Below are 15,010 nucleotides of genomic sequence, written 5' to 3' on the forward strand. Positions count from 1 at the left end.
GCGCCGCGCGCGCCCCCAGGAGCCGTCCCATGCGTATCTTCACCGGCGCTCTCGCCACCGAGACCAACACGTTTTCCCCGTTGCCCACCGGCCTGGCCGCGTTCACGTCGCGCGAGTATCTGCGCGCGGGCACGCACCCCGATCACATGACGTTTTACGGCGGGCCGCTGTGGGTTGCGCGACAGCGCGCGGCGCAACAGGGCTGGACGGTGATCGAGGGTTTGGTGGCCTCGGCGCAACCGGGCGGCACCACCACGCGAGCCGCCTACGAGACATTGCGCGACGAACTGCTGGCTGACCTGCGCGCGGCCTTGCCGGTGGACATGGTGCTGCTGGGCCTGCATGGCGCGATGGTGGCCGACGGCTATGACGATTGCGAAGGCGACATCCTGCGCCGTGTGCGGGAGCTGGTCGGCACCGACGTAACGGTGGGCGCCGAGCTGGACCCGCACGCGCACCTGACGCCGTTGATGGTGGAGCAGGCGACGGTGCTGGTGCTGTTCAAGGAATACCCACACATTGACGTCTACGAGCGCGCCTGTGAACTGGTGGACCTGTGCCACGCGGCCCACCAGCGGCGGCAGCGTCCCGTTGCCGCGCTGGTCGATTGCGACATGGTCGTGCCAATGCACACCACGCGCGAACCGGCGCGCGGTTTTGTCGCCCGCATCAAGGCGCTGGAAGGGCGCGACGGCATTCTGTCGGTGTCGGTCGCGCAAGGCTTCGCCACGGGCGACGTGCCCGAGATGGGCACCAAGGTGCTGGTCTATGCCGATGGCGACGCCGCCGCCGCGAAGACGCTGGCGCGCACGCTTGCCGATGAACTGATCGGCATGCGCGAACAACTGATGGTGCCGTACCGCGGCGTGGACGAAGCGCTGGACGAAGCCTTGGCGTTTGGCGAGGGTCCCGTTGTGCTGGCCGACCGGTCCGACAACCCGGGCAGCGGCGCGGCCGGAGACTCCACCTATCTGCTGGCGCGCATGCGGGAACGCGGCATCCGCAACGCGGCGCTGGGACCGATGTGGGACCCGGTGGCCGCCCGCATCGCCTTCGATGCGGGCGTGGGCGCCGAACTTGACCTGCGCATCGGCGGCAAGGTCGGCCCGCTGTCGGGCGCGCCCGTGGACGCGCGTTGCCGCGTTGTGGCAACCCACGCCGATATGTTCATGACGGGCAATTCCGGCACGCGCATCGCGCTGGGCGACTGCGCGCTGGTCGATGCCGACGGCATCCTGATTGCATTGGTGTCACTGCGCACGCAGGCCTATCACACGGACCTGTTCACGCAGTTGGGATGCGACCTGGCGGCGCAACGGCTGATCGTGGTGAAGTCGGCCCATCACTTCCATGCGCAGTACGCGCCCTTGGCGCGCGCCGTGGTGTACGTGGCCGCCCCCGGCTCGGCCAGCCCCGACTGGCGCAGCCTGCCGTACCGCAAGATACGGCTGCCCAAGTGGCCGATTGGGTAATCCGCTTGCCCCTCAGACGCTTGCCGCCACAGACATGCCCTAGCCCGTGCCCTAACCCGCGCCGCCTTGCCGCGCGCCCATCATCGACCGCGACAGCCGGCTGGCCGTTGAAAGAATGGCTTCTTTATGGCCCAGCAGCACCGCTTCGTTCAAGCGCGAGATGGGGCCAGAGATGCAGATCGCGCCCAGCAGGGTCCAGTTGATGCCGTAGACCGGCGCCGAAATGCTGGAGACTTCGGCGTCGCGCTCGCCCAGCGAAATCATGTAGCCGGCACGTCGTACGGCCTCGTACTCGTCGCCCGCTTCGCCTGAAAACGCCAGCAGCACGCGGCCCGGGCTGCCCAGATTCAAGGGCAGCGCCGCGCCGACCCGCACGTGGTGGCGGATGGACTTCGGGCCTTCGACGCGCGCCATGCAAATCCGCTGATTGCCTTCGCGCACATAGAACGTTGCGCTTTCCCCTGTGGCGCCGGACAGCTCGCGCAGCACGGGCTGCACCAATTCCTGCACGTTGAACGTGGCTTGGTAGCACGCGCCCAGCCAACCGGCCGCACGCGCCAGGCGCCACGTGCCGTCCGGCCGCTGGGCCAGGTAGTCGTCCATGGCCAGGGTGCGCGCCAGGCGCAGCACGGTGGACCGATGGCAGCCCGTGCGGCGGCTGAGTTCAGCCAGCGTCAGGTGGGCGTCGTCCACGCCGAAGGCCTCCAGGATGCGCATCGCGCGCCGGACGGCGACCACGCCGTCTTCGGCGCCGTCGGCGTCGTTTTCTGTTCCCGCGCTGCCGCCGCCTTCGCGGTCTTTGCCGTCATTGCCGTTGTCGTTCACGATTCGCCCCCAAGTCTTTTAAATCGACCGCTATACGAAACGTGTTTCGTACTGCGAACCTGGATTGTATTAGGCGGAACACGCTCGCACAATGCGCGGATCAAAACAACGACTGGAGACAAACCATGAAAGTGATTGCGCGCGTGTTGTCGGGCTTGGCCCTCGTTTGCGTGGCGGGCATCAGCGCCGCCCAGGGCTACCCCGACAAACCCATCCGCCTGATCGTGCCCTTCCCTCCGGGCGGCGGCACCGACGTGCTGGCCCGCGAAGCGGCGCTGAAGGTGGCAAAGAACACCGGCTGGAACATCGTCACGGAAAACCGCCCGGGGTCCGGCGGCAATATCGGCGTGGACGCGGTGGCGAAGTCGGCGGCGGACGGCTATTCGCTGGTGCTGGGGCAGACCAGCAACCTGGCCATCAACCCCACGCTGTACGCCAAGCTGCCCTACGACCCGGAAACCGACCTGTCCGCCATCGGCCTAATTGCCGACGCGCCACTCGTGCTGGTGGTGCCGGCCAATTCGCCGTTGAAATCGTTCAAGGACATGATCGCCGCGGCCCGCGCCAAACCCGAGGCGCTGAACTACGCCAGCTCGGGCAACGGCACCGTGGCCCACCTGGCCGCCGTGCAGTTGCAGAACGCCGCCGGCATCAAGCTTACGCACGTGCCGTACAAGGGCGCCGCCCAGGCGTCCAACGACCTGATCGGCGGTCAGATCGACATGTACCTGTCGTCGGTGCCCACGCTGATCGGCCACGTGCGCAACGGCAAGATGCGCGCGCTGGCGGTGACCTCGGCGCAACGCGTGCCCGACATGCCCGACGTGCCGACCATTGCCGAAAGCGGCTACCCCGGCTTCGAGGCCGTGACGTGGTTCGGCCTGGCCGCGCCGGCCGGCGTGCCGCAGGACATCGTGCAGCGTCTGAACGCGGAATTCAACAAGGCGCTGCAAGCGCAGGACCTTAGTACGAAGTACCAGGAACAAGGCGCGCGCGTGCTGACCAGCACGCCTGAACAATTCGCCAAGCTGATCCATGACGACCGCATCCGGTGGGGAAAGATCGTGAAGGACTCGGGCGCCCGCGTCGAATGAGACCCAGGCCGCGCAGGCACCGCCCGGCCAAAAAAACCGAACCCAACATCGTCTTCTTCAGACAGGAATTTCCATGGCAAACCCCGACATCATCAAAGACTTTCCCCGCGTCCCGGCCGACATCGTGCGCCGCGCCGCGTCGTTGCAGCCGGCCATCCTGGCCGATGTGGCGGGCCGGCGCGGCGCGCTCAGTGGCCGCATCCGGCCGCTGGACCCCGGCATGAAGCTGGCGGGCACCGCCTTCACCGTTGAGGTGCGGCCCGGCGACAACCTGATGATTCACGCGGCCATCTCGCTGGCCAAACCCGGCGACGTGCTGGTGATCGACGGCAAGGGCGACCTGAGCGCCGCGCTGATGGGCACCATCATGATGACCGCCTGCCGCCAGCTGGGCATCGCCGGCGTGGTCATCGACGGCGCGGCGCGCGACACCACCGAAATCATCGACATGGGGTACCCGGTATTCGCGGCGGGCGCCAACCCCAACGGCCCGACCAAGAACGTGCCCGGCCGCATCGGCCACCCCGTGTCGGTGGGCGGCGTGACGGTCCACCCCGGCGACTTCATCATTGGCGATGCCGACGGCGTGGTCGTCGTCGAGCGCGAAAAAATCGAAGGCTTGCTGCCCGCGGCGGAAAAGAAAGTGCGCGACGAAGCCGCCCGCATCGCCGCCATTCAGGCCGGCGACACCGCAGCCACCTGGCTGACGGCCGCGCTGCGCAGCGCCGGCGTGCTGAAGGAAGGAGAGGCGCTGTGACCATGCCTGCTGCGCCTAAACCGGCGTTGGTCGTTACCGCCGCCGACCTGGCCACCGAAGCCCTGGCGCTGCTGGACGGCTTCAACATCGTCTACGCGGGCAAGGCGCCGTCGGAAGACGACATCGTGGCGCTGTGCCGCCAGCACGATCCGGTGGCCATCATCGTGCGCTACAGCAAGGTGGGCGCCGCCGCGATGGACGCCGCGCCGTCCTTGCGCGTGATCTCCAAGCACGGCAGCGGCACCGACACCATCGACAAGGCTGCCGCCGCGCAACGCGGCATCGAGGTCGTGGCGGCGGCGGGCGCGAACGCGGCGGCCGTGGCCGAGCACGCGCTGGCGCTGCTGCTTGCCGTCGCCAAATCGGTGGTGCCGCTGGATGCGCGCATGCGGGCGGGCCATTGGGACAAGGCCACGCACAAAAGCGTGGAGCTGGACGGCAAGACGGTCGGCGTGGTTGGGCTGGGCGCCATCGGCCGGCGCTTTGCGGCGATGGCGCACGGCATGAACATGCGTGTCATTGGCCACGATCCCTATGCGCAAGACCTGCCGCCTTATATCCAGAGCGTGGCGTTGCCGCGCATCTGGCAGGAGTGCGATGCCGTGTCGTTGCACTGCCCGCTGACGGACGACAACCATCATCTGGTCAACGCCGACACGCTGGCGCAGTGCCGGCCGGGCGTGATCCTGGTGAACACCGCGCGGGGCGGCCTGGTGGACGAAGCGGCGCTGCTGGCCGCCGTGCGTAGTGGCCAGGTGATGGCCGCGGGCCTGGACAGCTTCGCCGTCGAACCCATGACGGCGGGACACCCGTTTCAACAGGAGCCCCGCATCCTGCTCAGCCCGCACATCGGCGGGGTGACCCGCGCGGCCTACGTGAGCATGGGCGTGGCGGCGGCGCGCAACGTGCTGGCGGGTTTGGCCCGCAGCGCGGCGGCGGTTTAAGCCACGGCGCCGTCCCACGACGGCGTCTTCAGACCCTCCGGACCGCTTCGTCCCGGGCGGTCTTGACGGCACGGCACCGCCCGCCCCCAGCTGCGGTATAAACGAACCCCCTTCGTTTCCAAGCAGGCGCCGCCTTGTCGCAAACATTCGGAGCACGTCGATACTTCTTTGCCACGGCCAGCGTCATCCGCCATCAAGGCCGGGCCATGCTGGCCGCCGCGCCGTGGTCGCTGGCGGCATTTCTGTTGTCGCTGCCATTCGCCATCCTGGCCGCGACGCTGGCCTGGACCGGTAGCGCGCTGTACATGCTGCTGGCGCTGATCAACCTGATCGCGTTCGCGCGCGTGACGTTCGCCTGGCATCGTGTCGTGGTGCTGGGCAGCGGCGCCAACCCCGATGCCGCGCGCGGCGGTTCGGCCGAGGCGCGGCACCTGATGGTATTCAGCGTGCTGGTGCTGATCGTGGCCGTGCTGGCGCGCGCGACGGGCGACCTGCCCTATGTGCTTTACATGCTGATGAACGGGCCGGACACCAACAAGTTCCTGGCGGCACTGGTGCCGGCCGTGCTGGTGGTGTGGCTGCCGGTGCTGGTTTGCGTGGCGGTGTTGGCCTTGAGCCTGCCGCGCACCGCCGTCACGGGCGACGCGAGCTTGCAAGGTATTCGCGCCGCCATGCCTTATCCGCGCTGGCCGCTGGTGTTGGCACTGGCCGTGCTGGTCAGCCTGGGCGGCTTTGCCCACAGCGGGCTGACGGAATATCTACACTACGCCACGAACGCAGGGCTGTTGTGGACCGCCGGGTATGTCGTGCTGTTCGCGGTGATGACGTTTGTGGTGGCGGCGATGGTGGCGGTGGCGTATCGGGATGGCGTGCGACGCTGATCCGCGCACTGATCACGGCGCACTGATCACGGCGCAGCGGTCACCGCACATCAATCACCGCACATCAATCCACCACCCCGCCCTCCGCTTCCAGCTGCGCTCGCAGGCTGGCGATGAACGCCTTGGCGGCCTCGGGCAGCACGCGTCCGGCCAGCGTCTGCACCTCGAAGTGGCGTTCGTTCATTTCGCGGTCGCGCAGCGGCACGGCCACCACCTGCTTGCCGCGCAACCGATAACGGATTGCCAGTTCCCCGCAGAACGCCACGCCGCCGCCCGCCCCCGCGAACGCCACCAGCGCATCGACGCTGCGGCTGGAAAACACGGGCTCGCACTGCAATTGCTGGCGGCTGCAACTGATGTCGATCAACTGCCGCAGCGTGGAATCGGCGTCGGGCAATGCCAGCGGATACGCCATCAATTGCGCCAGCGACACTTCAGATTGCGCAGCCAAGGGATGGTCCGCCGCCACCACCGCCCGCACCGGCGCGGGCATGCGCAATTCCACGCGCACGTCGCGGTGTGAGGTCAGGCTGAGCGTGATGCCGATATCGGCCGCGCCGTCGCGCACCCGGACGGGCACTTCACGCTGCGAGCACACGTCCAGGGTGAAGCGAATGCCTGCATATTGCTTGCGAAATTCCGCGATGGCGGCGGGCACCACGTCGTGCACGAAACCCTCGGTGCACACAACGCGCACCAGCCCCTGGCGCAGGCCGCGCAGGCTCATGATTTCGCCGGTCACGCGGTCCACATCCTGTTGCGCGCGCTTGGCGTGCGCGGCCAACAATTCGCCGGCCGCGTTCAGCGCCATGCCGCGCGAGCGGCGCTCGAACAGCAAGGTGCCCAGCTCGCGTTCCAGCCGGGCGATCTGGCGGCTGACGGCCGACGGCGCCACTTCCAGCCGCTCGGCCGCCACGCTGACGGAGCCGCAGCGCGCCACTTCCAGGAAGTAGCGCAGGGCCATTTCTTGCAGAATCTGGGGGTTCATCGGGTTTGCCCTTGGTTTGCGCAAAACGCAACGGACAATTCTATCAATTCATATTGCGGCAACGTTAAGGGCAAGCCTAGGATGTGACCGTTAGATGACGTCTTCTGGACGCCCCCCCTTAGGCAAGCGCAGTCATGATCCCGTCCCCCGCTTCTGTTTCGTCCCTTTCCTTGCAGGCGTTGCGCGCGGCGCGGCCCGTGTTGTGGACGCGTCCGGCTGTGGGGGTTGCCCCCGTTGCCGCACCCGTCGCCGCGCCCACCGTTGCCCCCTTCAGCCTGGCCGATGTGCAAGCCGCGCAGGACCGCTTCACGCGCTTCGCACCGTTGCTGGCGCAGCGCTTTCCAGAGCTGCAAGCCACCGCCGGCGTCATCGAATCGCCGTTGCTGGAAACCCCCGCCATGCAGGACGCGTTGGGCTTGCCCAAGGCGTCGGGACGGTTGTGGATCAAGGCGGATCACGCGTTGCCCGTGGCGGGGTCGATCAAGGCGCGCGGCGGCATCCACGAAGTGCTGGAATTCACCGAAAAGCTGGCCCTGGAACGCGGCCTGATCGCGCCCGGCGATAACTTCATCAAGCTGGCCTCGCGGGAGGCCCGCGCCTGTTTCGCGGAATACCAGGTAGCCGTGGGCTCAACCGGCAACCTGGGTTTGTCCATCGGCGTGATTGCATCGGCGCTGGGGTTTCGGGCCGCCGTGCACATGTCGGCGGACGCCAAGGAATGGAAAAAAACCCGGCTGCGCGCGCGCGGGGTCGAGGTGGTGGAACATCCCGGCGATTACGAAAAAGCCGTGGCAGCCGGACGCCGCCAGGTCGAGGCCGACCCCAAGGGTTACTTCGTTGACGACGAACGCTCGGCCTCGCTGTTCCTGGGTTATGCGGCAGCCGCGCTGGCGCTGCGCGAGCAGATGGCGCAAGCCGGCATCGTGGTCGACGCCGAGCATCCGCTATTTGTCTACCTGCCTTGCGGCGTGGGCGGCGCGCCCGGCGGCATCGCCTTTGGCTTGTCCTTGCTGTTCGGCGCGCACGTGCACTGCTTCTTTGCCGAGCCGGTCCAGTCGCCGTGCTTTCTGCTGCGCATGATGGCCGGCAATGGCCAACTGCCGGGCGTGCCGGTGCCGCCGTCGGTCTACGACATCGGCCTGACCAACCAGACCGAGGCCGACGGCCTGGCCGTGCCGCGCGCGTCGGACCTGGCGTATGCCGCCGTGGGCGACCTGCTGGCCGGCGTCTACACCGTGGCGGACGACACGCTTTACGGCGACCTGGCGCGCCTGCATGACAGCGAAGGCCTACGCATCGAGCCCTCGGCGGCAGCGGGCTTTTCTGGCCCGCGCCACTTGCTGGGCAGCGTCGCGGGCCAACAGTGGCTGCGCCAGCGCGGCTTGCTGCCGCACCTGCCGCGTGCCACGCATCTGGCCTGGACCACGGGCGGGCTGTTCGTGCCGGCCGACGAATATGAGCAATTCCTGAGCCGCGGGCAACGACTCGCGGCCGACCCTCAGGCGCCGACACAAGCGCCTTTCCTCCACCACTCTCGTTGAGCATGACCATGAAGACTGCCTTGATTGCCCTTGGTGTCACCCTGGCGGGCACCCTTGCCGCCTCAGCCCCGGCCGCCGCCCAGACCGGCTACCCCACGCGCCCCGTCACGCTGGTGGTGCCCTTTCCGCCCGGCGGCGCCACCGACGTGCTGGGCCGCGTCATCGCGCAAAAGCTGGGCCAGGAATTGGGCCAGACCGTGGTGGTGGAAAACCGCGCGGGCGCGGGCACCGCAATCGGCGCCGGCTTCGTCGCCAAGGCCGCGCCCGATGGCTACACGCTGCTGGTCAGCTCGGGCACCACCTTCACGGTCAACCCGGCCATCCAGAACAAGCTTCCGTACGATCCGGTCAAGAGCTTTGAACCGCTGGGCATCGTGGGCCGCACCGGCCTGGCGCTGCTGGCCAACCCGCAGGTGCCGGTCAAGGATCTGAAGGAACTGGTGGCCTACGCCAAGGCGCGCGACAAGGAGCCGCCGGCCTACGGTTCGTTCGGTGCGGGCACCACCGCGCATTTTGTCGGCGAAGCCTTCCTGTCGGCCGCCGGCATCAAGATGATTCACGTGCCCTACAAGGGCAGCGCCCCCGCCATGACCGACCTGATCGGCGGCCAGATCCCGTTCTCGGTCGACACCGTGGCGGCCGCGCTGCCGCAAAGCAAGCAGGGCAAGGTGCGCGTGCTGGCGGTGTCGGCCCCCACGCGTTCGGCCTTCCTGCCCGACGTGCCGACCTTTGCCGAACAGGGCTATCCGTCGGTGGCCATGGACACGTGGTTGATGTTCACCGCGCCGCGCGGGCTGCCCGCCGACGTGAAGACCAAGCTTGAGACCGCCTTGCGCGCCACGGTGGCATCGCCGGACGTGCGCAAGAGCCTGGAGGCGCAGGGCTTTGAAGCCGCGTTCTCCAGCGCGGCCGAAGGCGAAGCGCTGATCCAGAAGGAACTGCCGCAGATGCGCGACGTTGCGCAGCGCGCCAATATCAAAATCGATTGAAGGAAGTTTTCATGACCCTGGACGATTCCCTCGTCTCGCTGTCGGCCGTGGAGCTGCGGCGCCTGATCGGCGCGCGCCAGCTCTCGCCGGTGGAATTGCTGGACGCGTGCATCGCGCGTATCGAGGCGGTCAACCCGTACATCAACGCCGTCACCGCCACCGCGTTCGAACGCGCGCGCCTGGAAGCGCGCGCCGCCGAACAAGCGGTGATGGCAGGCGACGCGCTGGGCCTGCTGCACGGCCTGCCGCTGGGCGTGAAAGACCTGGAGCCCACCGCCGGCCTGTTGACCACCTTCGGGTCGCAGATTTATCGCGACCACATCCCCACCGAAGACGTGACGCTGGTGGCGCGCCTGCGCCGCGCCGGCGCCATCGTCACCGCCAAGACGAACGTGCCGGAAATGGGCGCGGGCGCCAATTCGCGCAACACCGTGTGGGGCGCAACCGGTAACCCGTTCAACCCCAACCTGAATGCCGGCGGATCGTCGGGCGGGTCGGCCGCCGCGCTGGCCAGCGACATGTTCCCGGTCTGCACGGGGTCGGACACGGGCGGCTCGCTGCGCATTCCGGCGTCCAAGTGCGGCGTGGTGGGCTTTCGCCCTTCGCCGGGCGTGGTGCCCAGCGTGCGCAAGCTGCTGGGCTGGACGCCGATCTCCGTCGTCGGCCCGATGGGCCGCACGGTGGCGGACGCGTGCTTGCAAATGGCGGCCAGCGCCGGCCCCGACGCCGGTGACCCGCTGAGCTATCCGCTGGACCCGCTGCAATTCTTGACGCCGGGCATGGCCGACCTGGGCCGCCTGCGCGTGGCCTACACCGAAGACTTCGGCCAGTGCGAGGTGGACGACGGCATCCGCGCCACCTTCCGCGCCAAGATCGCGGCCATGCGCCATCTGTTCGCGGCCTGCGACCCCATCGAGCTGGACTTCGGCGAGGCCCATCGCTGCTTTGACGTGCTGCGCGCCGAAGCCTTCGTGGCGGGCATGCGCGACGCCTACGAGAAAGACCCGAACAGCCTGGGCCCCAACAGCCGCGCCAACTTCGAGATGGGCGCCGCGATGAGCCTGAAGGACTGCGCCTGGGCGCAAGCCGAACAGACGCGCCTGATCAAGCGCTTCCAGCGTGCCTTTGACGACTACGACCTGATCCTGTCGCCCACCACGCCGGTGTCGCCGTTTCCGTGGACCCAGCTGTACGCTGAATCCATCAACGGCCGCCGCCAGGAAAACTACTATCGCTGGCTGGCGCTGACGTATGTGGTGACGTTGACCACGCACCCCGCCCTGACGCTGCCTTGCGGCCTGGACCACCAAGGCATGCCGTTTGGCATGCAGATCGTCGGGCGCTTTCGCGGCGACCGCGAGGTGCTGGCGGCAGCCCAAGGCATGGAGCAGGCCTTTGCCGGCAACGCCGAACTGCAACGTCCGCGTCCGGACCTGGCGGCATTGAAGCCCGCCAACCCGTCGCTGACATCGATCGTGACCGTGCCCCCGGATGTGGCGGCCGCCACAACGGCGGGCGAACCCGCGGCTGGCGAACCAGCGGCGGGCGAACCCGCGGCGGGCGAACCCGCGGGAAAATCCACGGGCAACGTGTCGGCGGTATAAGCCGACGCGTCACGCAGGGGCCGGGCAACCGGCCCCTTTGCGTTTCCGGCGCGGTCGTTCAGCCGGCGCGCATGGTTTCGCACAGCTTGCGAATCGCCCCGATGTCGCCCTGTTTAGCCAGGCGTTGCAGCGCCGCGCAAAAGTCCTTGAATGCCGCATCGCGCGCCTGCAACGCGCGCGACCAGTCGATCAGGTCAGAGATGGCGCCGCTATCCAGCAGCACTTGCACCTGCGCCAGCTCGGCGCCGGACAAACGCGGGGCAAGCGCGGGCAATGACGCAGGCCCGCCCTCGTCGCCGACGGCCTTGATCGTCAGGTTCAACAGCCTGCCCAACACATGCCGCAGCTCGACCAGGCTGATGGGCTTGAGCAGGCTGGCGTCATAGCGCGCGCCGCCCAAGGCCAGGGTGTCGTGCGGGGTGGCCGACACCGCCACCACGGGCAGGTCCGGCCAGCGCGCGCGCGCCGCCGCCAGCACCACCGAGCCATCCACGCCTTCCATCCGGTGGTCGGTCAGAATCAAATCGGGGCGCCGCGCGTCCTGCGCCTGGATGCGCGCCACCATGCCCCGGCCATCGGCTTCGCTGTCCACCTGAAAGCCCATGCTGGCCAGTTCCTCGACCAGGAATTCGCGGATCTCGGGCGTATCCTCGGCCAGCCACAGATGCTTGCCCGACCCGTCCAGCGTCGGCAGCACATGCGGCGCGGCGGCGATGTAGTGATGCGAGATGCGGGACTCGTCCATCTTCCTGACCGGCAACGTCACGCTGATCAAGGTGCCCAGGCCCACGTGGCTTTCCACACGGATATCGCCGTCCATGCGCTCCACCCACTGCTGGACGATGGCCAGGCCCAGCCCTACCCCCGGCTGGTTATCGGCGGCCGCGAGCCGGTGAAAGGGTTCGAAGATGCGCTGACGATCGCACGGCGCGATACCGCAGCCCGTATCGCGCACCGACAACACCAACTGCCCCGCAGCGTCGATAGCAGCAGGGGCAGACGCCGCGTAATCGGCCGTCAACGTCAGCACGCCACCCCGGGTGAACTTGGCCGCGTTGTCGATCAGGTTGGACAACACCTGCCGCACGCGCTTGCCGTCCATTTCCAACACGGCGGGTACCGAGTCCGACACGCGCAATACAAACTGGTTGTTATGACGGGCAGCAATGGGCGCCGATTCCTTGGCCACGGCATCCAGCAAGGCGTGCACGTATTCCGGCGATACGCGCAGCGCCTGGCCGCCGACGCCCGCCGCGTAATCGATCAGGTCGTTCACCATGCCCAGCATGTGATCGGCGCTGCGTCGAATGATGGCGCCGCGCGGCGCATCGTCACGCCCGCCCGCCTGGATCAGATCCGCGAAACCGATGATCGAGGTCAGCGGCGTGCGCAGGTCATGGCTGATGCGCGCCAGGAAGTCCTGGCGCACGCGGCCCGCTTCGTCGGCCTGGATCAACGCTTCCTGCAAGGCCTGCGTGCGTTCCCTGACGGCGTAATCCAGGCGCTGGTGCTCGCGTTCACGCGCCTGCGTGAGCTCGGCTTGGACCGCCAGCTTTTCCTGCCGATGCTGGCGCGTTCGTCCGTGTACCAGCACGGCCAGCATCAGCGACACCGACAACAGGTCCCACGCCACCTCGGGCCCGCCTTCCCACCGGCCGGGCAGCAGCCCGTTGATGAATGCCAGCCGCAGGAACAGGCAGGCGCAATACACCGCGAACGACAGCAGGAAGATGCGCGCGTTGGCATGCCCGCGCCGCCAGCCATCAGCCATGGAAACCGGCCAGACCAGCCCCCACAGGAAGATCAGGCCGACCAGCGCCTGCGCGCTGGCGCGATACTCGCCAAACGCCGCCCAGACCGAGCCCACTAGGCCCACGGCGATCAGCGCGCCGTACACCCAGCGCCACAACCGCACCCGATGCAGATCGGCGAACAGCATGACCGAGAACCCGAACACCGTGGCCGCCAGCGTGCCCAGCACACTGGGCGCGCGCAACACCACTTCGCCGCCGCCTGTCACCACATAGCGGTACAGCAGGCCTTGGTACGAAATGCTGTAGAGAATTTCGGTAATGATGGCGGCGGACAGCAGCAGGAACACCAGGTCGCGCTGGGCCACGCCCAGCACCCCCGTGTAGATCGTCACCATCAGCAGCGCGCCGATCAGCAGCGCCAGCACCAGCGTGCCGCGCTGCGCCGCGCCCACGAACGCGCCCGGCGTCCACAAGGTGGGTTCCATGCTGATGGCCGAGCGGCTTTGCACCCGCACCAGCACCGTCATGCGTTCACCCGGATTGAGCAGCAGCGCGGCCACCGACACCGACGACGGCACTTGTCGCGATGCGAGCGGCTCGCGGTTGCCTGCCAGGATGACTTGGGAAGGCTCCCGCTGTCCGGCGGGATACAGATAGAACCGCACGTCTTCCAGCCTGGGTACGCCGAACGACAACCAGCGTTCAACAAAGCCCTGCGTGGGGTTGCTGACGTCCAGCTTCAGCCAGTACACCGATTTCGAAAAGCCCCGATTCAGCCAGGCAGGCGCCACGGGCTGCCAGGGCCCGTCCAGGATCTGGCCGACGTCCTTGGACGCGGTCGTGTCTTCCTGCCCCAGCAATTCGTGGTTCAGGGGCAGCTTGCCGGTCACGGCGTTCAGGTCGACGACGGGCGTTGCAGGCGGTATGGGCTGTGCGTGCACGGGCGACATCACGCATGACAGGACCCCTAGCAACAGCAACAACAACGGCAACATCAACGGCAACATTACGTTCAACGGCAGCCTGCCCGGCAAGCCCAGGCGGCGATCATGCATAAGGATCATGCTCCTGGCGCAAGGCCGTGGGGGGCATGCCGAAGCGCTCGCGAAAAGCCGTAGAGAAATTACCCCGGTTGCCATAGCCCACCGCCTGCGAAATGGCCTGGATATCCAGGCTGGTTTCACACAGCAAGCGGCGCGCCTCGCGCATGCGCTCTTCGCGCAGGAATTCGAACACGGTCGTGCCGGCGCAGCGTCGGAACGCCTGGTTCAGCCGGCGCGCGTTCGTGTTCAGCGCCTGCGCCAGCGCCATCAATTCCGGTGTGTGGTCCAGCCGTTCGCGCAGCAGCTTGCGGGCGGCGCGAAACAGCACGCCGTCCAGCGTCGCACCGGCCGCGGCGGCCGAGGTGCCATCGTCCGCATGGGTTTCGGCCACGGTGGGGACAGGGGTCGGCGTGGCGCTGGGCGTGGCCCCTACGCGCAGATGAATCAGCAGGCGCAGGCGCACTTCCTCGAAGTCGAAGGGCTTGGCCACGTAATCCACCGCACCGGCCGACAGACCCGCCACCCGTTCGCCGGGCAGGCTTGCCGCCGTCAGGAAGATGACGGGGATGCCGCGCGTGGCCTGGTCGGCTTTCAGCAGGCGGCAGGCGGCCAGGCCGTCGCACACCGGCATGGTCACGTCCATCAGGATGATGTCCGGCTGCACCAGCTGCGCCTTGCGGTAGCCGTCATTGCCGTCCTCGGCCACATAGACGCGGCAGTCCTGGCTGGTCAGGAAATCGACCAGCAGCATGCGGTCTTCGGGGCGGTCCTCCACGACCAGTACGCGTAAGCCCGCGAGCTGGCCCGGAGCCATCGAAAAGAAGGCGTCGTTCATGCCGCGCATTCTTTCATGCTGGCCCGCTTTAGCGTTGGTAACACGAGACAAATCCGGGCCCTGGACTCGAATAATTTTCCTTGCGGCAAACCTGCCTGACATTCCAGCAAACCTCGGTAATGGAATATTTGCGTACTTACGATAATGTTTGTTACAGCGCGAAACTGGTCGGCGAAGGGATGTTTTCGTGTCGTTGTGGCGTTGCCGCCACAGACCCACGACACCGGGATTCCCCTGTATTTGCCCGCTCTACCGGTGACGGCGTCACGAGCGTAGGCATATC

The 15,010-nt window shown here is 67.6% G+C and carries 12 protein-coding genes; 8 read left to right on the forward strand and 4 right to left on the reverse strand.

The window, feature by feature from the left end; genetic code table 11:
* Window positions 1–29 precede the first annotated feature (29 nt).
* Window positions 30–1,472 (forward strand): M81 family metallopeptidase, encoded by a 1,443-nt coding sequence (locus AC0Z35_RS02655; protein WP_485131428.1) that lies wholly within the window; start codon window positions 30–32, stop codon window positions 1,470–1,472.
* 51 nt (window positions 1,473–1,523) lie between these two features.
* On the opposite strand, the gene AC0Z35_RS02660 is transcribed toward AC0Z35_RS02655, so the two are convergent.
* Window positions 1,524–2,189, reverse strand: coding sequence for an IclR family transcriptional regulator (locus tag AC0Z35_RS02660; RefSeq protein WP_082134407.1), 666 nt, complete (start codon window positions 2,187–2,189; stop codon window positions 1,524–1,526).
* 233 nt (window positions 2,190–2,422) lie between these two features.
* On the opposite strand from AC0Z35_RS02660, the gene AC0Z35_RS02665 reads away from it, so the two are divergent.
* The 4 genes from AC0Z35_RS02665 to AC0Z35_RS02680 all read left to right on the forward strand — a co-directional run bounded on the left by AC0Z35_RS02665 (window position 2,423) and on the right by AC0Z35_RS02680 (window position 5,973).
* The gene (locus tag AC0Z35_RS02665; protein ID WP_319301335.1) at window positions 2,423–3,391 is read left to right on the forward strand and encodes a Bug family tripartite tricarboxylate transporter substrate binding protein; all 969 of its coding nucleotides are present in this window, start codon (window positions 2,423–2,425) and stop codon (window positions 3,389–3,391) included.
* A 73-nt stretch (window positions 3,392–3,464) separates the two neighbouring features.
* Window positions 3,465–4,148 (forward strand): RraA family protein, encoded by a 684-nt coding sequence (locus AC0Z35_RS02670; protein ID WP_219991064.1) that lies wholly within the window; start codon window positions 3,465–3,467, stop codon window positions 4,146–4,148.
* A gap of 2 nt (window positions 4,149–4,150) precedes the next feature.
* Entirely contained in the window at window positions 4,151–5,092 is a 942-nt protein-coding gene (locus tag AC0Z35_RS02675; protein ID WP_485131654.1) for an NAD(P)-dependent oxidoreductase, read from the forward strand.
* Between the two features lie 134 nt (window positions 5,093–5,226).
* Window positions 5,227–5,973 (forward strand): hypothetical protein, encoded by a 747-nt coding sequence (locus AC0Z35_RS02680; RefSeq protein ID WP_485131427.1) that lies wholly within the window; start codon window positions 5,227–5,229, stop codon window positions 5,971–5,973.
* Between the two features lie 64 nt (window positions 5,974–6,037).
* Here the strand turns inward: AC0Z35_RS02680 and AC0Z35_RS02685 are convergent, their stop codons facing one another.
* Window positions 6,038–6,961: a LysR family transcriptional regulator gene (locus tag AC0Z35_RS02685; protein WP_046803840.1), complete on the reverse strand. Its 924-nt coding sequence runs from the start codon at window positions 6,959–6,961 to the stop codon at window positions 6,038–6,040.
* A gap of 134 nt (window positions 6,962–7,095) precedes the next feature.
* Between AC0Z35_RS02685 and dsdA the strand changes: the two genes are divergently transcribed.
* From dsdA to AC0Z35_RS02700, 3 genes are read left to right on the forward strand one after another with little or no spacing between them, the layout of a single operon-like run.
* On the forward strand, window positions 7,096–8,502 hold the full coding sequence (dsdA, locus tag AC0Z35_RS02690; protein WP_485131426.1) for a D-serine ammonia-lyase: 1,407 nt from the start codon (window positions 7,096–7,098) through the stop codon (window positions 8,500–8,502).
* 2 nt (window positions 8,503–8,504) lie between these two features.
* Window positions 8,505–9,491, forward strand: a complete 987-nt coding sequence (locus AC0Z35_RS02695) for a Bug family tripartite tricarboxylate transporter substrate binding protein (protein ID WP_104142085.1) — start codon at window positions 8,505–8,507, stop codon at window positions 9,489–9,491.
* Between the two features lie 11 nt (window positions 9,492–9,502).
* Entirely contained in the window at window positions 9,503–11,095 is a 1,593-nt protein-coding gene (locus tag AC0Z35_RS02700) for an amidase (RefSeq protein WP_485131425.1), read from the forward strand.
* A gap of 58 nt (window positions 11,096–11,153) precedes the next feature.
* Here the strand turns inward: AC0Z35_RS02700 and AC0Z35_RS02705 are convergent, their stop codons facing one another.
* Together AC0Z35_RS02705 and AC0Z35_RS02710 are read right to left on the reverse strand one after the other, a co-directional pair.
* A complete protein-coding gene (locus tag AC0Z35_RS02705) occupies window positions 11,154–13,904 on the reverse strand; it encodes a hybrid sensor histidine kinase/response regulator (RefSeq protein WP_223264699.1) in 2,751 nt (916 codons plus the stop codon).
* Window positions 13,897–14,736: a response regulator transcription factor gene (locus AC0Z35_RS02710; protein WP_120156908.1), complete on the reverse strand. Its 840-nt coding sequence runs from the start codon at window positions 14,734–14,736 to the stop codon at window positions 13,897–13,899. The genes AC0Z35_RS02705 and AC0Z35_RS02710 overlap by 8 nt, the downstream gene beginning before the upstream one ends.
* Between the last annotated feature and the right edge of the window lie 274 nt (window positions 14,737–15,010).

This window comes from Achromobacter sp. 1L-A-4-B-C2, assembly GCF_057291955.1.